This is a genomic window from Janthinobacterium paucivorans (genome assembly GCF_051380805.1).
Classification (GTDB): Bacteria; Pseudomonadota; Gammaproteobacteria; order Burkholderiales; family Burkholderiaceae_D; genus Janthinobacterium; species Janthinobacterium lividum_D.
On record NZ_JBNYXR010000005.1, the window covers coordinates 127,857 to 147,987 of the forward strand.

Sequence of the window (20,131 nt, forward strand, 5' to 3'; positions counted from 1 at the left end):
CGAAAACCGCAGAGAAAAGATCCGATTATGGCCACAGCCCATGCACAGCGGCAGCGCAGGATAGAGCGCGCGCTGTTACGCGACCCAGGTGTGGTGGTAGACGTCAGTATTCGCCTGTGGGAGCAACTGGCCGCTGAATTGAATCAAATCATTGGTGAGCGCGGCGTGGAGTCGATGTATGCCCGCAGTCTGCACCAGAGTCAGAAACAGTTCAGCTGGTTGACGCCCCATTCGCCGCAAGCACTGGATGCCGCCATGACCGCCTTGCGCGCCAGCTTGCAAGGACAGGCGGACAGCGTCGCTTGCGCGGCAAGCACGGCGATGTTGATGCACTTTATCAACACCCTTATTTTATTAATTGGCGAACTCTTAACGAATAGCATCCTCCTCAAAGCCTGGGGTGATGACGTTGTGAATAATGCTGGAACGGAGCCGAACGAATGAACAAAGTTACCATCCAACGCCTGGCCACTGGCGTGCCGGGCTTGGACGAACTGCTGGGCGGCGGAATACCGGAATTCTCTTTTAACCTGCTGGCGGGCACGCCCGGCAGCGGCAAGACGACGCTGGCGCACCAGATCATGTTTTCCCTCGCCACGCCGGAGCGCAAGGCGTTGTTTTTTACGGTCCTGGGCGAGCCACCGCTGAAGATGCTGCGCTATCAGCAGCAGTTTCCCTTCTTCGATGTGGACAAGATCAACCAGTCGATCAAGTTCGTCAATCTGTCGGCGGACTTGCTGGATGGCGATTTCGACCGCGTGCTGGTGCGCATCGCCGAAGAGGTCGAGGCATTCTCGCCTAGCTTGGTGTTCGTCGATTCCTTCCGCTCCGTGGTGCAATCGGCGAAGGCCATGGATGCGGGCGCTGCCGGCTTGCAGCATTTCGTGCAGCAGTTGGGCACGCAAATGACCAGTTGGCTGGCCACGACCTTCCTGATCGGTGAATACCTGGCGCCCGAGGCCGAGTCCAGCCCTGTGTTTACGGTCGCCGACGGCATCCTGTGGCTGTCACAGCTGGTGCATCGCGATGCCATGGTGCGCAAGATCCAGGTGGTCAAGATGCGCGGTCAGGCGCAAAGCCTGGGCGTGCACACCTTCCGCATCAATGACGATGGGGTGGAAATCTTTCCCCGCGCCGTGCTCAAGAACAGCGGCATGGAAGGGGGCGCGATTTCCGGTAATGAGCGCCTGTCGCTGGGCGTGCCGGAACTCGACGTCATGCTGGGCGGTGGCTTGCCGGCCGGCTATTCGCTGCTGCTGGTGGGACCATCCGGTTCTGGCAAGACCGTGCTGGCCACGCAATTTCTCACCGAGGGCGTGCGCTGCGGCGAGCCTGGCGTGATTGCCGCTTTCGAGAAGAGCCCGAACCAGCTGCGCAGCTACCATATGAATACGCTCGTCAGCTCCGGCCAGGTCGGCGTGATCAACACGCGCACGCTCGATCTGTCGCTCGATGAAGTCTTGCATGACTTGGTGAGCATGATTACCCGCATGAAGGCCAAGCGCGTGGTCATCGATTCGCTGTCCGGCTTTGAAATGGCGCTCGCCTCCATGTTCCGCGAGGATTTCCGCGAATCGCTGTACCGCCTGGTCGCGACCTTGACGGACATGGGCGTGTCGGTGCTGATGACGGCCGAACTGGAAGACCAGTACACCATGCTGCGCTTTAGTTCCTACGGCAATGCCTTCCTCGCCGACGCCATCGTCATGCAGCGTTATATCGAGCTCGAAGGCCAGTTCAAGCGCGTGGTATCGGTAGTGAAGGTGCGCGGTAGCGGTCACAGCAAGGATATCCGTTTCTACGATATCGATGCCGGGGGACTGAAGATTGGCAGCACGCTTAGCCAGTACCAGGGCATCCTGTCGGGCGAGCCGTACCGGGCTTAGAGGCGATGCCACCAGTGGGTGCATTTATTTACTGGCGTAGGCTCTTGGGCGCGGGCGGTTGGTGACAGCTGAGTAAAAGCGTATGATGAAACTGCAGCCATGCCGCTGGCGCTGGCTGTCACCAGAGGGGACGGAGGATGCGTCTTCCGTGTTTCCGAGCCGATCAAGAGGAGATATGATGGAAAAACCCGAATTTATCCTGGCCGCGAAGGCCATGGAAACGCTGGAAATGTATCAGACCTTCTATGGCCATTCGCAGCAATACCAGGAGCATCAGCAGGAAGTGTTGACTCTGCTGCGCCACAAGGGCGCCTCCTTGCTGGTGTCGGAACATGGCCAGGCGAAGTTCTTGCTGGCCTTTGCCGATGCGCTGGAAGCGGCCAGCTTGCCGGGCGAGTATGTACCGTTGAGCCGGCGATAGGGCGACAGGGCGATAAGACGCTAACGCGCCTAGCCTGGCGCCGTCTGACGGCGCCAGGCAAAGCCGTGCTAACAAACCGCTCACGCGATGCGATTGCCGCTGCGCGCATTGACGCCGGAGTAGCCTACGTAGCCGTCGCGCTCAGGCGTGCACGAGCTTGCCTGCATGGCCTGTGCGTTCCCTTTTCGCTGTCGTTCGCCAATCAAAGCCGGTTCAAATTGCACCAAAGCCGCATGACCAAGAGCAGCAGATTTGCCTTTGGCGAGTCTGCGCCTGCAGGGCATAAGCTAAGTTGACAGGATCAGTATTGAAGATCTGTCCCTGGGCCAGAGTGCCGCCTGGAAAAATTTCAATATGTGTTTATCCCACAAAATGCAGCTACCGCTGACGAGGCTAGAATTGTTCCCAGTCATCGGATAACGACGCGCGTGGCTTTGCCGCCGCCGGCGGCACTGGCGGGCGCTGCGCCGCAATGCGCACCGGAACGGGTTTCTTCGTTTGGAGGGCAGCGCTGGCCGGGCTTGGCTTTGCACGTTGCCGCACGGCTGGCGATGCTGCAGCCGCAGCGGGCACGCGATCGAGCCTGAATACCTGCACCACCTGCTCAAGATTTCCGGCCTGGTCTTGCAGTGACTCGGCGGCAGCAGCGGCTTGCTCGACTAGGGCGGCGTTTTGCTGCGTCACTGTGTCCATCTCGGTGATTGCCTGGTTGATTTGCAAGATGCTGGCTTCCTGTTCCTGGCCCGCCGTGCTGATCTCGTCCATGATGTCGGTGACCAGTTTGACGCTGGCCACGATCTCTTCCATGGTGGTGCCTGCTTGGCTGACCAGCTTGCTTCCAGCCTCGACTTTTTCAACCGAGTCCCCAATCAGCAGTTTGATTTCTTTCGATGCAATAGCGGAGCGCTGTGCCAGGTTGCGCACTTCGGACGCAACGACCGCAAAGCCGCGCCCCTGTTCGCCGGCTCTTGCCGCTTCGACCGCCGCGTTGAGCGCAAGGATGTTGGTCTGGAACGCAATACCGTCGATCACGCCGATGATGTCGACAATCTTTCTGGCCGAAGCATTGATCGAGGCCATCGTCTCGATCATCTCCGTCATCACGGTACCGCCCTGGACAGCGACGCCGGAGGCGGAGATGGCCAAACGATTGGCCTGGCGTGCGTTGTCGCTGTTCTGCTTGACATTGGAGGTGAGTTCTTCCATCGACGCGGCGGTTTCCTCCAGCGAGCTCGCTTGCTGTTCGGTGCGCGCGGAGAGGTCCAGGTTGCCGTTGGCGATCTCGCGGCTCGCAACGACGATGATCTCGACACCTTGCTGCACACCAGCCATCGCCCCGTGCATACGCTGCACCGCCCCTTGCAGCAGTTTGGCGCTGGCGCTTTGCGCCGGCTGGGCCGCCATGCGCAGATCGACAGTGCCGTCGTCGCCACCGGTCAAGGTGGCAACACTAATCGTCAGTTCGGCAGCCTGGATGGCATCGCGGTGCAGCATGACGGCGATGTAGCACAAGACGCTCGATTCAGCCACGACATAGAAGGCATGGATGAGGATGAGGCCGGTTGCCGGCTGTGTCAGGCAACGCACGCCGTAACCGAGTTCCTGCAAATAATTGAAGCTCAAATGATGCGCTGCAATGACCGCTGCCGCGACCACGATCACGGACCAGTCGCGATAGCACAGGAGAAAAGCGAGCAGCACAAAAATGCCGAAATGGGCCTCGGTCATGCCTGCTGCCTGGTGGATATGTAATGCAGCCATGATCATCAGCGCGGCGCCGATAAACTGCCGAGTGAGCCTTGTCCCGCCAGCGTACAGTACCAAGGCCGACGCGATCAGGACGGTAGGCAGCCCGGCGAACAGCGCCCATTTCAGGGTGTCGTGCAAGCTAGCCAGTCCCAGGGCTGCGATGAACAGGCCCCACAGTACGCACAACATCAGCCTGTCGGCGCGGCGATAATTGATTTCAAGGAATGAATTGAGGGCGAGCACTGGCTTATCCTATTGTAGAAATTGATCAGGGCGCGCAGGAACGATGGGCCTTCACTGCGCTGGTAAAGTGTCGATTATGTGCCTGTTGATGTTGAAAAATGTTTCCCTAGAAAATGTTCTTAACATGCGCGCATTGGAAGGCCCACGACTGGAACGAAAGCCCGTTTGCACAGAATTCATTACCTCCCAATTTAACCGGTGTTCCACGGCACATCACACCGCAATAACAGAACAATAGCAGCAGGGGACGCCTTGGCGAAGCGAACACCTGCTTAGGGCGGAAGCGCACAGAGCCGATTAGCGCGCTCAATCGCCACCACTAACTTCAGACCGCGATTTTCAGCGCGGCAATTTATACCTGACCAACAGCGTCGGTCCTTTGCCGCCGGGTGGCGTCAGCAGTATCTCGTCACCGGGCAGCATCTCTTCATACATCACCGTGCAACAGGTCGGCATCGAGTGGCCGCGCGCGGGATAAACGCCAACGTCGGTATGCAGGGTCGCAGCGCGTACGTCCACGCTGGTTTCGCCGGTCTTTCCTGCTTCTTGCAGCTGTTTGCGCAGTGCGGTGACGAAGTCCCCTTTGCTGAGCCTGGCAGGTGTTTGGCTTGCCTGCGGGCGAGCGCTTGCGTCGTTTTTCATGGTAGTTCCCTTCAGTGTATACATTTCCGCCACTATATCATTGGCCTCGAATGTTGCATGATGGTCAGCCGGTAGATTTTAGCGGGTAGGGCCAGGTCCGTCATCCTGACACGACCTGAGCGGCTGATGTCGTTGCTAGGAAAAACCGCCTGCGGCGCAGCTCCAGCGGCTTGCATCGACCGCAGCCGGCTAAAAGCGGTCGTGGCGAATGGCACATAAGGCCGCGTGCCGGGAAGGGCGATACGCGACTGGTCTAGCTGACCTTTCTACTGTAAGTGAGTGCAGCAGAGACAATTCGATTCATGTCCGGCCCGGCATTTTGGCAATTAGCTAAATGTATTATTGATGTACGGTTCTGGGGTAGGCTACGGTCTTTCCCGTTTGCCGAGCGCCTCCAAGAGCGCGAGGCGCCTGGCTGTTGTTCGCGCTGGCAGCGGTCGCCGATACCATCTACGCGCAGTATGGCGTGATGATGGTCGCTACCATTGCCTCGCCGCGAACAAGGGCGCGATCCCGACCGAGTGATGCATCAGCCATCCGGCAGCACGGCGCTTTGGACATCGTCAGCGTTACGCTGAACGAAAAAGGGCTCGGTTCTGCATCCGCAAAACCCAGCCCGTAGCAATCTGCGAGACTTTAAGACTTACTTAGGCATGACGACAGTGTCGATGACGTGGATCACGCCGTTGTCGGCTACGATGTCGGTCTTGGTGACGTGGGCCTTGTCGACCATCACTTTGCCCTCTTTGACGGTGACGGTCAGCGATTCGCCTTGCACGGTCTTGACCTTGCCCGACTTGACGTCGGCGGCCATCACTTTACCCGGCACCACGTGGTAGGTTAGCACTTTGGCCAGCGCGGCTTTGTCCTTGAGTAGCGCGTCGAGCTTGGCCTTTGGAATCTTAGCGAAGGCTTCGTCGGTCGGCGCGAACACGGTGAACGGGCCCGGACCTTTAAGCGTGTCGACCAAACCTGCCGCTTGCACTGCGGTCACCAGCGTGTTGAACGAGCCAGCCGATTTGGCGGTGTCGACGATGTCCGCTGCGCTTGCCGCGCCAAAAGCCATGGTAAAAGCTGCTGCCATCAAGATCTTCTTCATGTGAATCTCCTTTGAGTGAACGGTGTATCGAACCCGCATGTGCATAATCTATAGGTAAATATGAATCTTGTCCGTTAGTTGGCGTACTGTGCGCTGGTCTATACCGTTCATTTTACGGCGGCAAGGAACGAGGTCCGTCATTTGCAAGGAACGAGAAGGAACGAGGGTCAGGTCCGGCATTTGCACACAGCCTGAGCGGCTGATGTTGTTGTTAGGAAAAACCGCCTGCGGCGCAAGAGCCAGTCAGAAGAATCGGGGAGCCGTTGCGCTGCAGCGCAACGTCGCTGCGCGGGCGCCTCGCATGCGAGGCAAATTCCCCGCTGCGCCCCGCGTCCGTACCGGACGCGGATTCGGTTCCGGCCGTTTCGTCGTTGGATAAAAAAGTAAGGGCCCCGTCGCTTGCGCTCGGGGGCCCTTACTTTTTTATCCAGTGGTGGAGACGGCGGGAATCGAACCCGCGTCCGCAAGCACTCTACAGACAGTTCTACATACTTAGCACTATCATTTAATTTAACTCAGCCAGCACGGATGTGCACGTTATGGGCAAGCGAGTTACCTATTATTTAGTCGGACGCTAAGTAACCCAGCATACGACGAGTCCCTGTAAATGACTCTAGAGCTTTTAACGGCCCACCCCAGGGACGAGGTGTTCTAGAGCTAACAGCAATTAAGCTGCCAGTGCGTACGAGTTATCGTTTGCAGTTAAGTTTTTTCAGGTTGTATTTACGAGGTAGCCCGCCCTCGGTATGCCCTGCGCTGCTTTGCAACCCACGTCGAAACCAGGTCGTCCCCACAGAACCTTCATTGTAGCGCAATCTGCCCACTCTTGCATGATGCTTTCGCGCTATCGAAGCAAGGGGGCTGGTCTAATGGGGCAGTCCGGCGTGCACTACGGGCAGGGGCCTGGTTCAAGCCGCCAGTTGCCGCTCCTGCGCCGCCTTCACTACGCCAGTCACCAGCTCGAGCAAGGCTTGCGGCGTGTCCAGCAAATGGTCGGCGTTCCAGTGCAGCGGTTCGACGGGGCCGCAGTAGCCCCAGGCGCAGGCCACCGTGCGCATGCCGGCGGCGCGGCCGGCCTGGATGTCGCGCAGGTCGTCGCCCACGTACCAGCAGTCTTCCGGCGCCAGTTGCAGGCGGCGCGCCGCTTCCAGCAGGGGGGCAGGGTGCGGCTTCGGGTGCGCCATGGTGTCGCCCGAGATTACGCAGCCGGCCGCGCCCAGTCCGATCTGTCCCACCAGTGGGTCGGTGAAGCGGGCCGCTTTGTTGGTGACCACGCCCCAGGCCAGGCCCAGCGCTTGCAAACCGTCGAGCAGGGCGGGGATGCCGTCAAATAAACGGCTTTCCACGGCCAGGGCTGCTGCGTAATTACTCAGGAAGCCTTCTTTCAGGGCTTCATAGTCGCTTTCGCCAGGTTGCACGCCATACGACGCGCCTATCATGCCGCGCGCGCCGGACGAGGCAGTGGGGCGCAGGATGGCATACGGGGTCGGCGCCAGGCCGGCGCGCGCGCGCAGCAGATTGATGGCCGCTGCCAGGTCGGGCGCGGTATCGGCCAGGGTGCCGTCGAGGTCGAACAGGATGGCGCGCGGGGCTGGCAGATGGTCTGTGGTCATGGCGGGAAAAGTGTGTCAAATAGGAATGAAAAATGGCGGCCGCAGCCGCCCTGTATTGTGCGTGATGGTTACAGCGGCCGGGTGCAAGCCACCAAATAATTGACGCTGGTATTGTTATTAAGTGAGTAAATCTTGGTCAGCGGATTGTAGCCCATGCCGCGCATGCTGTTGACGTCCAGGCCGGCGCTGCGCAGGTAGTGCGACAATTCGGCCGGGGTGATGAATTTGTCATAGTCGTGCGTGCCTTTCGGCAGCAGGCGCAGAATGTACTCGGCGCCCAGGATGGCGAACAGATACGCTTTCGGATTGCGGTTCAGGGTCGACAGGAACAGGTGTCCGCCCGGCTTGACCAGCGTGGCGCAGGCCTTGACGATGGCGGCGGGGTCTGGCACGTGCTCAAGCATTTCCATGCAGGTCACGACGTCGTACTGGCCCGGCTCTTCTTCGGCCATGGCCTCGGCGGCAATGAGCTTGTAGCGTACCTTGACACCCGATTCCAGGCTGTGCAGGTCGGCCACTTTCAAGGCCTTCTCGGACAGGTCGATGCCCGTCACGTCTGCACCCTTGCGTGCCATTGCTTCGGCCAGGATGCCGCCGCCGCAGCCGATGTCGATCACGCGCTTGCCGGCCAGCGGTACTTTCGCGTTGAGCCATTCGAGGCGCAGGGGGTTAATTTCGTGCAAGGGACGAAACTCGGAAGTGGGGTCCCACCAGCGGTGGGCTAGCTCACTGAATTTTTGGATTTCAAGAGGGTCGGCGTTCATACATTGAATAATAGCGGCATTTTGACAATCGGGTATCTGCGGGCGAAAAAAAACCCCGCCTTGGCGGGGTTTTCCTTGCTGTCCTTGACTTGCGCGACGACTTGCGGCAAGTCCGGGAGGCTCAGCTATTACTTGTTGCGGGTACCAACAACTTCGATTTCCACGCGACGGTTTTTCGCACGGCCTTCGGCAGTTTTGTTATCAGCAACAGCTTGCTTCTCGCCTTTGCCTTCGGTGTACACGCGGTTGCTTTCAACGCCTTTGGTGACCAGGTAGGCTTTGACAGCATCAGCACGACGTACCGACAGTTTTTGGTTGTAAGCATCGGTGCCGACGGAGTCGGTGTGACCCACAGCGATGATGACCTCCAGGTTGATGCCACCCAGTTGCGCGCTCAGCTCGTCGAGCTTGGCTTTGCCTTCTGGCTTCAGCGTGGCTTTGTCGAAATCGAAGAATGCATCAGCAGCGAAGCTGACTTTTTCCGAGGTAGGAGCAACAACGACTGGTACTGGTACGACAACGGCTGGTGCCGGTGCTGCTGCTGGTGCGATTGGCGCTGCTGGGGCCACGCATTTGCCATCTTGCAGGGTTTCTGGTGCTACGCACAGTGGCACGTCGCAACCTGGCACCGCGTCAGCAGGTGTCCAGTAGCCGGTGCGCCAGCAAAGACCGAATGGATCGCGCACGATCACGCCGCGGGCATCTTGCACGTAAGCGCTTTTTGGGCTTGGTGCCTTGATGTCAGTGGTTACTGGCGCGAATGGTGCCGAGGTTGGGGTTTGGGCCGAAGCCGAGCCAGCAATCACTGCGGATGCAGCGAAAAACAGCGTTACAAATTTATTCATTCTTTTTTCCTTTCGGGGGGTGATATCCGCAGAACAACACTGCGCTACTGGTACTACGTGCCAAGATTTTATCATGTAGACCATATGCGCTCGTTTCAGATTGCGAAACTAGCAATTAACTTCTCAGCCATTTTGCCACACGCATCAAGGGCGCACGACCGTGGTTAAATCAAAGCTGGCTCGATTTTAGATTGCGCGTTGTTTTCGCGCAACGAAATAGCCTGTTTGTAACAGATCTGTAACATTTGATCACTTTTTTTGCCACTTTAAAGGGCTGGTGTCTTGAACTGGTGTTGCCATTGTGCACTATCGCTAGGCCATGCGTGCATGGTCCCGGTGCAATCTGACAAGATTGTCGGCCTGGCCAATTTGTACAGGTAGCTGGGCGCGCATGCTAAAATCGTGTGCTTGACTGTTAAGAGTGTCGAGCAAATGCCCACGGCGGCACTGCATGGCCCGGACGTACCCCTGCGGTACGCTTACTCGCCGTGCTGCGTGTCAGCCGATTTGCTCGGGCACTCTGCGACATGGAAGCCGGGCCGGGCCAGCAGCGCGCGGCGCGGCGTCCACGACGACAGCCGCCTAGGATATGCAGTATTGCGTCATACATTGCGTAACAGATTAAGTTAACCACAGCCTGAGATCAGTCGAACCGCCAATGGATCAATTCGCAAAAGAAACAATTCCTATTTCCCTCGAAGAAGAGATGCGCAAGAGTTACCTCGATTACGCCATGAGCGTGATCGTCGGTCGTGCCTTGCCCGATGCGCGTGATGGCTTGAAGCCAGTGCACCGCCGCGTCTTGTTCGCGATGCATGAAATGAATAACGTGTGGAATCGCCCTTACGTTAAGTGCGCCCGCGTGGTCGGCGAAACCATGGGTAAATACCATCCCCACGGCGATGCCTCGATCTACGACACACTGGTGCGCATGGCGCAAGATTTTTCGCTGCGCTACATGCTTGTCGATGGCCAGGGTAACTTCGGTTCCGTCGATGGCGATGGCGCCGCAGCAATGCGTTACACCGAGTGCCGCCTGGACAAGATCGCCAGCGAACTGCTGGCCGATATCGACAAAGATACCGTCGATTTCCAGCCCAACTACGATGGCAAGGAAAAGGAACCGACGGTCTTGCCGACGCGTATTCCGAATCTGCTGATCAATGGCTCGTCCGGTATCGCCGTCGGTATGGCGACGAACATTCCGCCACACAACATCACCGAAGTCATCGATGGCGCGCTGCATGTGCTGCGCAATCCCGAGTGCACGATCGATGAATTGATCGAAATCATTCCCGCTCCCGATTTCCCTACCGCCGGCATCATCTATGGCGTGTCGGGCGTACGCGACGGCTACCGCACCGGCCGTGGCCGCGTCGTCATGCGCGCCAAGACCCACTTCGAAGAATACGGCAAGGATGGCGGGCGCATCGCCATCATCGTCGACGAGCTGCCATTCCAGGTCAACAAGAAATCCTTGCTGGAACGCATCGCCGAGAACGTGCGTGACAAGAAGCTCGATGGCATTTCCGACATCCGCGACGAATCCGACAAGTCGGGCATGCGCGTGGTGATCGAGCTGAAGCGGGGCGAAGTGCCGGAAGTGGTACTCAACAACCTGTACAAGCAGACCCAGTTGCAAGACACCTTCGGCATGAATATGGTGGCCCTGGTCGATGGTCAGCCGAAGTTGCTGAACCTCAAGCAGATGCTGCAATGCTTCCTGTCGCACCGCCGCGAAGTGGTGACGCGCCGCACCGTGTTCGAACTGCGCAAGGCGCGCGAACGCGGCCATGTGCTCGAAGGCCTGGCTGTCGCGCTGGCCAACATCGATGACTTCATCGCCATCATCAAGGCCGCGCCGACGCCGCCGATCGCCAAGGTCGAGCTGATGGCCAAGGCCTGGGATTCGTCCGTGGTGCGCGAAATGCTGGCCCGCACGGGCGACGGCACGACGCCGGGCGGCATCGATGCCTACCGTCCGGAAAACCTGCCGAAGCACTATGGCATGCAAGCAGATGGCCTGTACAAGCTGTCGGACGACCAGGCGCAGGAAATTTTGCAGATGCGCCTGCAGCGCCTGACCGGCCTGGAGCAGGATAAGATCGTCAACGAGTACAAAGACGTGATGGAACATATCGCCGACTTGCTCGACATCCTGGCCAAGCCGGAACGCGTTACCGTCATCATCACCGATGAAATGACAGCGGCGAAGAATGAATACGGCGCCGGCAACAAGGACGTGCGCCGCTCGCAGATCGAGCTCAATGCGACCGACCTGGAAACGGAAGACTTGATCACGCCGCAAGACATGGTCGTGACCCTGTCGCACACCGGCTACATGAAAGCGCAGCCGATTTCCGAATACCGTGCGCAGAAGCGCGGCGGACGCGGCAAGCAAGCCATGGCGACCAAAGAGGAAGACTGGATCGACCAGCTGTTCATCGCCAACACGCACGATTACATCCTGTGCTTCTCGGATCGCGGCCGCATGTACTGGCTGAAGGTATGGGAAGTGCCGCAAGGCTCGCGCAATTCGCGCGGCAAGCCGATCGTCAACATGTTCCCGCTGCAGGACAACGAAAAGATCACCGTGATCCTGCCGCTGTCGGGCGAGAACCGCACGTTCCCGGAAGACCATTACGTGTTCATGTCGACCAGCCTGGGCACCGTCAAGAAGACGCCGCTGAAGGACTTCAGCAATCCACGCAAGGCCGGCATCATCGCGGTCGACCTGGACGACGGCGACTTCCTGATCGGCGCGGCGCTGACCGACGGCCAGCACGACGTGATGCTGTTCTCCGATTCGGGCAAGGCAGTGCGCTTCGATGAAAACGATGTGCGTCCGATGGGCCGCACGGCACGCGGCGTGCGCGGCATGAACCTGGAAGAAGGTCAGCACGTGATCGCCCTGCTGGTGGCCGAGAACGAGCAGCAGTCGGTGCTGACGGCAACCGAAAACGGCTACGGCAAGCGTACGCCGATCACCGAGTACACGCGCCACGGACGTGGCACGAAAGGCATGATCGCCATCCAGACCAGCGAGCGCAACGGTAGAGTGGTTGCCGCGACCCTGGTCAATACCAGCGATGAAATCATGCTGATCACCACCGGTGGCGTGTTGATCCGTACTCGCGTGTCGGAAATCCGCGAGATGGGCCGCGCGACGCAGGGCGTAACCCTGATCGCAGTGGAAGACGGCACCAAGCTGTCCGGCCTTCAGCGCGTGGTGGAAACCGATATCGACGAAGTCGAGCTGACGACGGAGGCGGGCCTGGAAGCCGCCGCTGCGCCGGTAGCGGCTGAACCAGCCGATCCGGCTGCGGTCGATCCGGTCGACCCGGCCCAGCCGGAGTAAGATGATTGGGGCTCTTTCGGGAGCCCCAATTGCTATTGGCGCGCCAGGTGCGACGCGGACGGTCGTTAGGTCCGTAGGTCGGCTTAGCCCAAAGGGCGTAAGCCGACAAGCCTCCCGGGCGCAGCCCATTTACCCGTCATTCAACATCGCGCATGCCATGAGAAAAATTCTCGCCACTTTCTTTGCCGCGTTTTCGCTGGCTTTTCTTGCGACCTTGCCGGCCCTGGCCCAGGGTGCGCAAGCCATGCCTGCGCACCAGGCGGCGCCCAGCGCTGCCATGAAAGTGGCCGTGCGGCGCATGCTCGATGCGATGCAGTTCGCGCAGCTCACGCGCAGCATCTTCGAGCAGATGCTGCAATCGATGCCCGCCATGATCCGCCAGTCGGCGCAGCAGCAAATCAGCAGCAACCCGAATCTGGATGAGCAGCGCAGGGCCCGCGCGCTGGCCAGCGCCGAGGAAGAAATACCCTTCGCCATGGCCACCCTGACACAGGTACTGGCCGATCCGACCCTGATCGATGAACTGAGCGCCGAAATAGTGCCCCTGTACGCGCGTTTTTACACAGTGCCGGAAGTCGAGCAGCTGACAGCCTTCTACAAGACGCCGCTGGGGCGCAAGATGCTGGCCACGATGCCGCAACTGTCGGCCGAATCGATGGCCATCAGCCAGCGCGTGCTGATTCCGCGCGTGAATGCCGTACTTGAGCAGGTCATGCGGGCGGCCACGCAGTCGCCTCAATAATTCCATTTTTCCAAGGACCGTATCGTGACCCCTCAAGCCTCAAGCCCTATCTACAACTTCTCCGCCGGCCCCGCCGTCCTGCCCAAGGAAGTGCTGGCGCAAGCTGCCGCGGAAATGCAAGACTGGCATGGCAGTGGCATGTCGGTGATGGAAATGAGTCACCGTGGTCCTGAATTCATTTCCATCTACAAGCAGGCGGTGGCCGACCTGCGCGAACTGCTGGCCGTGCCCGAGAACTACAAGATCCTGTTCCTGCAGGGCGGTGGCCTGGGCGAGAACGCCATCATTCCCATGAATCTGGTGGCTCTGGCGGCGCAGCAGCCGGCCACCATCGACTTCGTGCATACGGGATCGTGGTCGGGCAAGTCGATCCAGGAAGCGGCCAAGTACGCCAACGTCAACGTCGCCGCGTCGTCCAAGGCCACCCATTTCACGGGCGTGCCGCCAGTGTCCGAGTGGAAGCTGACGCCGGGCGCCGCCTACCTGCATATCTGCACGAATGAAACCATCGATGGCGTGGAATTCCAGCAGGCGCCAGGCGTGCCGGCCGGTACCACCATCGTGGCCGATATGTCCTCGCACATTTTGTCGCGCGTCATCGACGTATCGCAATACGGCGTCATTTTTGGCGGTGCGCAGAAAAATATCGGCCCGGCCGGCCTGACGCTGGTCATCGTGCGCGAAGACTTGCTGGGCAAGGCGCTGCCGATCTGCCCATCCGCTTTCGACTGGAGCAACGTCGCTGCACATGAATCGATGTACAACACGCCGCCCACCTACGGCATCTATATTGCCGGCCTGGTTTTCCAGTGGCTCAAACGCCAAGGTGGCGTGGCCGCCATAGAACAGCGTAATATGGACAAAGCGGCGCTGCTGTACGCGGCGCTCGATGCGGACGACTTTTACCAGAACAGGGTCGCCCCGCAATACCGCTCGCGCATGACCATCCCGTTCTATCTGCGCGACGAAAGCTTGAACGACGCATTCCTGGCCGGCGCCAAGCAGCGCGGCCTGCTGCAACTGAAGGGCCACAAGTCCGTCGGCGGCATGCGTGCATCGATCTATAACGCGATGCCGATCGAGGGCGTGCAAGCCTTAGTGAATTATCTGAACGAGTTTGCCGGACGCTAGCATGCCTGCCAAAAAGTCCAGGGTGTTGTTGCATTGCCTTGCCGTACATTTGTACTGCCAGCGGCAACGTGCCTAGCCCTGATCATTTTGTCCGGCATTCTCATGCATAAGCGCGCCGGCCCGCCGCCGGCGCAGGCCGCGCGGCCATGATTGAAGTACAGCTGACGAAATACACCGACATGACTGATAAATTGAAACCGCTGCGCGAACAGATCGATGCGATCGACGCGCAAATTCTCGAACTGCTGAACCGGCGCGCGCAAATCGCCCAGCAAGTGGGCCACGTGAAAGCCGAAACGCAGGCGCCCGTGTTCCGTCCCGAGCGCGAAGCGCAGGTTTTGCGCGGCGTGGCCGAACGTAATCCCGGCCCCATGGGTGACCGCGAAGTGCAGACCATCTTCCGCGAAATCATGTCTTCCTGCCGCTCGCTGGAAAAGCGGGTCACCGTGGCATATCTTGGCCCGGCCGGCACCTTCAGCGAACAAGCCGTGTACCAGCAGTTCGGCAGCGCCGTCGAAGGCTTGCCGTGCGCCTCCATCGACGAAGTGTTCCGCTCCGCCGAGGCGGGGACGGCCGACTTTGGCGTGGTGCCGATCGAGAATTCCTCGGAAGGCGCCGTCAACCGCACGCTCGATATGATGCTGCAGACTAGCCTCATCATCAGCGGCGAGGTCGCCATTGCCGTCCACCATAGCCTGATGACGAAGAGCGGCAGCATGGATGGCGTCACCGCCATCTGCGCCCATTCGCAGGCGCTGGCGCAGTGCCAGGTGTGGTTGAACCATCACTACCCGCACATCGCGCGCCACGCCGTGGCCTCGAACGCCGAGGCGGCCCGCATGGCCGGCGAAGATGGTACGCTGGCGGCGATTGCCAGCGAACTGGCGGGCGCGCAGTATAAACTCGGTGTGGTCAAGGGCCATATCCAGGACGATCCGCACAACCGCACGCGCTTTGCCGTCGTGGGGATCTTGCAGACGGCGCCATCGGGCCAGGACCAGACTTCGCTGGTGCTGGCCGTGCCGAACAAGGCGGGCGCCGTGTACCAGTTGCTCGCGCCCCTGGCCAAGCACGGCGTATCGATGACGCGTTTCGAGTCGCGCCCGGCGCGCATGGGCAGCTGGGAGTATTATTTCTATGTCGACGTGGAAGGCCATGTGCACGACGCGGCCGTCGCCCAGGCGCTGGCCGAGCTGCAAAGCAATGCGGCGTTTTTCAAGGTGCTGGGGTCGTATCCGGTCAGCTTGTAACCCGGCAAAGGCGGGGTCGGACCCTCAGGGTCCGACCCCGGTCACTGCTTTTTGGGTTCACCAATCATTCACCAACTTTTAAAGAACACCATGTCTAAAAATATCGGTCCAGAATACGTTCGCGCCATCGCCCCTTACCAGAGCGGCAAACCGATCGCGGAAGTCGCGCGCGAATTCGGCCTCGACGAGGCAGCCATCGTCAAGCTGGCGTCGAATGAAAACCCGTACGGCATGCCGGAATCGGCCAAGCAGGCGATGCTTGCCGCCATCGATGATCTGGGGCGCTACCCTGACGCCAACGGCTTTGACTTGAAAGCCGTGCTGTCGAAGCGTTATGACGTGCCAGCCGACTGGATCACCCTCGGCAACGGCAGCAACGACATCCTGGAAATTGCCGCGCACGCCTTCGTGCAGCACGGCCAATCGGTGGTGTACTCGCAGTATTCGTTTGCCGTCTACGCGCTGGCCACGCAAGGCATGGGCGCGCGCCACATCGTCGCGCCGGCGCAAGCCTATGGACATGATCTCGACGCCATGGCGGCGGCGATTGCCGACGATACGCGCCTGATCTTCATCGCCAACCCGAACAACCCGACCGGCACCTTCCTGTCGGCCGCGCAGCTCGAAGCGTTCCTGCAAAAAGTGCCACCGCACGTGGTGGTGGTGCTCGATGAAGCCTACAACGAATTCCTCTCGGCCGACGAGCAGTACGAATCGACGGCGTGGGTGCGCCAATATCCTAACCTGGTAGTGTCGCGCACGCTGTCGAAGGCGTATGGCTTAGCTGGCCTGCGCATCGGTTTCGCCATCGCCCAGCCGGTGCTGACTGACTTGATGAACCGCATCCGCCAGCCGTTCAATGTCAATTCGCTGGCGCAGGCGGCCGCGATTGCCGCCCTGAACGACCAGGCATTTCTTGCGCAAAGCGCGCGCAACAATGCCGCCGGCTACCAGCAGTTTACGCAGGCGTTCACGCAACTGGGCCTGCAATTCGTGCCTTCGCACGGCAATTTCGTGCTGGTCAAAGTGGGCGATGATGACGGCGCTGGCGCGCGCGTCAACTTGGCACTGCTGCAACAGGGCGTGATCGTGCGCCCCGTGGGCAGCTACGGTTTGCCGCAATGGCTGCGCATTTCCATCGGCCTGCCGCAGGAAAACGCCGTCTTCATCGCCGCGCTGACGAAAGCGCTGGCCTGACGCTATGACGACGCCTGCACTGAACAAGGTAGTCATCTTTGGCGTGGGCCTGATCGGCGGCTCTTTCGCGCGCGCCTTGAAACATGCGGGCGCGGTAGCCAAGGTGGTCGGCATGGGCCGCTCGCGGGCATCGATGGCGCGCGCGCTCGACCTGGGCATCATCGACGAGATCGGCGGCGATATGTCTGAGGCCTTGCTTGGCGCCGACCTGGTGTTGCTGGCTGCGCCCGTGGCGCAGACCGGCGCCATCCTCGCCTCCATCGCGCCCCACTTGCAGCCTGGCACCATCGTCACGGATGCGGGCAGCACGAAAAGCGACGTGGTGGCGGCCGCGCACGCGGCGCTCGGTGGCAAGGTGGGGCAGTTCGTGCCCGGTCACCCGATCGCGGGGCGCGAGACGAACGGGCCTGACGCGGCCATCATCGATCTGTATCAAGGCAAGAAAGTGGTGCTCACGCCGCTGGCCGAAAATGCAGCTGCCGATGTCGAGAGGGTGGCGGCCGCCTGGCGCGCCAGTGGCGCCATCGTGCACACATTGACGCCCGAAGAACATGACAAGGTGTTTGCCGCCGTCAGTCATCTGCCGCATTTGCTCGCTTTTGCGCTGGTCGACGACATCGCCAGGAAGCCGCATGCGGGCCTGCTGTTTCAATATGCGGCCAGCGGCTTTCGCGACTTTACGCGCATCGCCGGCTCATCGCCGGAAATGTGGCGCGATATCAGCCTGGCCAACCAGCCGGCGCTGCTGCACGAACTGGACGCCTACCTGGCGCAGTTGAGCACCTTGCGCGCGCACTTGGCGGCCAACGACGGCGTCGCCATCGAGGCCGTGTATGCGAACGCCCAGCACGCGCGCCAGCAATGGAGCGAGGCGATCGAAACGGCGGAAATTCCAGCCGCGCCCGCAGAATAAATACTCAAGGATTCCAGCATGACCCAGACTAAGCACTACCCCCACCATATCGACTTGAAGCCGGTGATGCACGCCGAAGGCACGGTGCGTCTGCCTGGCTCGAAAAGCATTTCCAACCGCGTGCTGCTGCTGGCCGCGCTGGCCAAGGGCACGACAAAGATCATCGACCTGCTCGCCTCCGACGACACCTTCGTCATGCTCACGGCATTAACGTCGCTGGGCGTCAAATGGAAGCAGGATGACATGACGGGCGACCCCGCCACGGCGCACCAGGTACACCACGTGGAAGGCTGCGCTGGCGTGTTCCCGCACCACGCGGCCGACCTGTTCATGGGCAACGCCGGCACGGCCATCCGCCCGCTGACGGCGGCGCTGGCTGTCATCGGCGGCGACTACACCCTGCATGGCGTGTCGCGCATGCATGAGCGCCCCATCGGTGACTTGGTCGACGCGCTGAACGCCGTCGGCACGCAGATCGAATACACGGGCGAGCAGGGCTTCCCGCCGCTGCGCATCCGCCGCGGCCACATTCACGCGCAGCGCATCGCCGTGCGCGGCAATGTATCGAGCCAGTTCCTGACGGCCCTGCTGATGGTGGCGCCGCTGATGGCGCGCCAGCATGCGGTGACCATAGACGTGACGGGCGAGCTGATCTCGAAGCCGTACATCGAGATCACGCTGAACCTGATGCGCCGCTTCGGCGTGACGGTCGAGCATGACGGCTGGCAGTCGTTTACTGTGCAGCCGGGCCAGCAATATCAAAGCCCCGGCACCATCCACGTCGAGGGCGATGCTTCTTCAGCGTCGTATTTCCTGGCAGCCGGCGCCATCGGCGGCGGTCCCGTGCGCGTCGAAGGCGTGGGACGCGACAGCATCCAGGGCGACGTGCGCTTCGTCGAAGCCTTGCAACAGATGGGGGCCACCATCACCATGGGCGAGAACTGGATCGAAGCCCGTTCGAGCGGCGTGCTGAAAGCCGTCGATATGGATTTCAACCACATTCCCGATGCGGCCATGACGATCGCCGTGGCTGCCCTGTACGCGGACGGCACCTCGACCTTGCGCAATATCGCCAGTTGGCGGGTGAAGGAAACGGATCGCCTGGCTGCCATGGCGACGGAATTGCGCAAGCTGGGCGCCGAAGTGGAAGAGGGCGCGGACTATCTGCGCGTGACGCCGCCGGCGCAGATTCTTGCCGCCAGCATCGACACCTATGACGACCACCGCATGGCCATGTGCTTCTCGCTCGCGGCGCTCGATGGCGCCGCGCGTCGCGGCAATACAATGCGCATCAACGACCCGAAATGCGTGGCCAAGACCTTCCCCGAGTATTTCGCCGCGTTTGCGGGGATTGCTAAGGATACATTGATATAACCTAAGACAAGTGCCGGGGTCGGACCCTCAGGGGGAATGCCTTCCAATGGAAGGCATTCCGATCCGCCAGGACCGACCCCAGTCTTCGTTTTGGGTCTCGTTTTTAAAGTGACAAAATAATGCCAACCTCTCATATTCCCGTCATCGCCATTGATGGCCCCACCGCTTCCGGCAAGGGCACGGTGGCGCACCGCGTGGCCGATAAGCTGGGCTTTCATTACCTGGACTCGGGCGCGCTGTACCGTCTGACTGCCTTGACGGCGCTGCGCCGTGGCACGGATTTGCGCGACGAGCACGCGCTGGCCAAACTGGCCGAACATTTGCCCTGCCATTTTGCGGGCGGCGAGATCCTGCTGGCGCAAGAAAACGTCAGCGAGTTGATCCGTGCCGAAGAAGTCGGCAATACGGCGTCAAAAATTGCTGTGTTGCCAACCGTGCGCCATGCATTGGTAGGCTTGCAGCTGGGTTTTCGCAAGACGCCTGGCCTGGTGGCAGACGGACGCGACATGGGCACGGTGATCTTCCCGCACGCGCCTTTAAAGGTGTTCCTTACCGCGAGCGTTGAGGCGCGCGCGCAACGCCGCTACAAGCAATTGATAGACAAGGGTTTTTCTGCTAATATGGAAGACCTTCTGATGGATTTGCAAGCGCGGGACGAACGTGATACTCACCGTGCGATTGCGCCGCTGGTCCCTGCGGAAGGCGCGCATGTCCTCGATACCTCGGCGATGACGGCAGATGATGCCGTCGAAACCGTGTTGAAATGGTATGCGTCATTAGTGAAATAGTGTGATTTCCATGCTATGTGGTGCCCGTTGACGGCTCCTGGCCTGTCCGGGTGTGTCAAAAACCTAACCCAGTTTAAGTCGCATGGTGCGATCTCTGCTGGATAACCTGTGTGAAC

17 protein-coding genes and 1 other RNA gene are annotated in these 20,131 nt (G+C 60.2%); 11 read left to right on the forward strand and 7 right to left on the reverse strand.

Features of this window, described 5'->3' with window-relative positions:
• Positions 1 to 27 precede the first annotated feature (27 nt).
• From ACQ4V8_RS08130 to ACQ4V8_RS08140, 3 genes are all read left to right on the forward strand, one after another.
• The gene (locus tag ACQ4V8_RS08130; protein ID WP_010395675.1) at positions 28 to 444 is read left to right on the forward strand and encodes a hypothetical protein; all 417 of its coding nucleotides are present in this window, start codon (positions 28 to 30) and stop codon (positions 442 to 444) included.
• Positions 441 to 1,886 (forward strand): ATPase domain-containing protein, encoded by a 1,446-nt coding sequence (locus tag ACQ4V8_RS08135; protein WP_436571213.1) that lies wholly within the window; start codon positions 441 to 443, stop codon positions 1,884 to 1,886. Before ACQ4V8_RS08130 ends, ACQ4V8_RS08135 begins: the two co-directional genes overlap by 4 nt.
• A 175-nt stretch (positions 1,887 to 2,061) precedes the next feature.
• Complete coding sequence (locus ACQ4V8_RS08140; RefSeq protein WP_010395679.1) at positions 2,062 to 2,307, forward strand: hypothetical protein; 246 nt, start codon at positions 2,062 to 2,064, stop codon at positions 2,305 to 2,307.
• A gap of 393 nt (positions 2,308 to 2,700) precedes the next feature.
• On the opposite strand, the gene ACQ4V8_RS08145 is transcribed toward ACQ4V8_RS08140, so the two are convergent.
• The 7 genes from ACQ4V8_RS08145 to ompA form a co-directional block, all read right to left on the reverse strand.
• The gene (locus ACQ4V8_RS08145; protein ID WP_436571214.1) at positions 2,701 to 4,299 is read right to left on the reverse strand and encodes a methyl-accepting chemotaxis protein; all 1,599 of its coding nucleotides are present in this window, start codon (positions 4,297 to 4,299) and stop codon (positions 2,701 to 2,703) included.
• Positions 4,300 to 4,638: 339 nt separating this feature from the next.
• The gene (locus ACQ4V8_RS08150) at positions 4,639 to 4,941 is read right to left on the reverse strand and encodes a hypothetical protein (RefSeq protein WP_010395683.1); all 303 of its coding nucleotides are present in this window, start codon (positions 4,939 to 4,941) and stop codon (positions 4,639 to 4,641) included.
• A 643-nt stretch (positions 4,942 to 5,584) separates the two neighbouring features.
• A complete protein-coding gene (locus ACQ4V8_RS08155; protein ID WP_010395685.1) occupies positions 5,585 to 6,040 on the reverse strand; it encodes a fasciclin domain-containing protein in 456 nt (151 codons plus the stop codon).
• Positions 6,041 to 6,471: 431 nt separating this feature from the next.
• Positions 6,472 to 6,832: a transfer-messenger RNA gene (ssrA, locus tag ACQ4V8_RS08160) on the reverse strand.
• A gap of 116 nt (positions 6,833 to 6,948) precedes the next feature.
• On the reverse strand, positions 6,949 to 7,653 hold the full coding sequence (locus tag ACQ4V8_RS08165; protein WP_010395687.1) for an HAD family hydrolase: 705 nt from the start codon (positions 7,651 to 7,653) through the stop codon (positions 6,949 to 6,951).
• Positions 7,654 to 7,721: 68 nt separating this feature from the next.
• Complete coding sequence (ubiG, locus tag ACQ4V8_RS08170; RefSeq protein WP_029496225.1) at positions 7,722 to 8,417, reverse strand: bifunctional 2-polyprenyl-6-hydroxyphenol methylase/3-demethylubiquinol 3-O-methyltransferase UbiG; 696 nt, start codon at positions 8,415 to 8,417, stop codon at positions 7,722 to 7,724.
• Positions 8,418 to 8,545: 128 nt separating this feature from the next.
• Positions 8,546 to 9,262, reverse strand: coding sequence for an outer membrane protein OmpA (gene ompA, locus ACQ4V8_RS08175; protein WP_010395691.1), 717 nt, complete (start codon positions 9,260 to 9,262; stop codon positions 8,546 to 8,548).
• 658 nt (positions 9,263 to 9,920) lie between these two features.
• Here ompA and gyrA point away from each other — a divergent pair.
• The 8 genes from gyrA to cmk all read left to right on the forward strand — a co-directional run bounded on the left by gyrA (position 9,921) and on the right by cmk (position 20,015).
• Positions 9,921 to 12,620 carry a DNA gyrase subunit A gene (gyrA, locus tag ACQ4V8_RS08180; protein WP_070345614.1) on the forward strand — a complete coding sequence of 900 codons (2,700 nt, stop codon included), beginning with the start codon at positions 9,921 to 9,923 and terminating at the stop codon, positions 12,618 to 12,620.
• Between the two features lie 157 nt (positions 12,621 to 12,777).
• Positions 12,778 to 13,362 carry a DUF2059 domain-containing protein gene (locus ACQ4V8_RS08185; RefSeq protein WP_070345613.1) on the forward strand — a complete coding sequence of 195 codons (585 nt, stop codon included), beginning with the start codon at positions 12,778 to 12,780 and terminating at the stop codon, positions 13,360 to 13,362.
• Between the two features lie 24 nt (positions 13,363 to 13,386).
• Entirely contained in the window at positions 13,387 to 14,493 is a 1,107-nt protein-coding gene (gene serC / locus ACQ4V8_RS08190) for a 3-phosphoserine/phosphohydroxythreonine transaminase (protein WP_043461015.1), read from the forward strand.
• Between the two features lie 179 nt (positions 14,494 to 14,672).
• Positions 14,673 to 15,743, forward strand: a complete 1,071-nt coding sequence (gene pheA, locus ACQ4V8_RS08195) for a prephenate dehydratase (RefSeq protein ID WP_436571255.1) — start codon at positions 14,673 to 14,675, stop codon at positions 15,741 to 15,743.
• Between the two features lie 90 nt (positions 15,744 to 15,833).
• Positions 15,834 to 16,940, forward strand: coding sequence for a histidinol-phosphate transaminase (gene hisC, locus ACQ4V8_RS08200; protein ID WP_010395701.1), 1,107 nt, complete (start codon positions 15,834 to 15,836; stop codon positions 16,938 to 16,940).
• A 4-nt stretch (positions 16,941 to 16,944) separates the two neighbouring features.
• Positions 16,945 to 17,853, forward strand: a complete 909-nt coding sequence (locus ACQ4V8_RS08205) for a prephenate dehydrogenase (RefSeq protein WP_196855291.1) — start codon at positions 16,945 to 16,947, stop codon at positions 17,851 to 17,853.
• Between the two features lie 18 nt (positions 17,854 to 17,871).
• Entirely contained in the window at positions 17,872 to 19,227 is a 1,356-nt protein-coding gene (gene aroA, locus ACQ4V8_RS08210) for a 3-phosphoshikimate 1-carboxyvinyltransferase (RefSeq protein WP_070345612.1), read from the forward strand.
• A 119-nt stretch (positions 19,228 to 19,346) separates the two neighbouring features.
• Complete coding sequence (gene cmk / locus ACQ4V8_RS08215) at positions 19,347 to 20,015, forward strand: (d)CMP kinase (RefSeq protein WP_070345611.1); 669 nt, start codon at positions 19,347 to 19,349, stop codon at positions 20,013 to 20,015.
• The last annotated feature ends 116 nt before the right edge of the window (positions 20,016 to 20,131 follow it).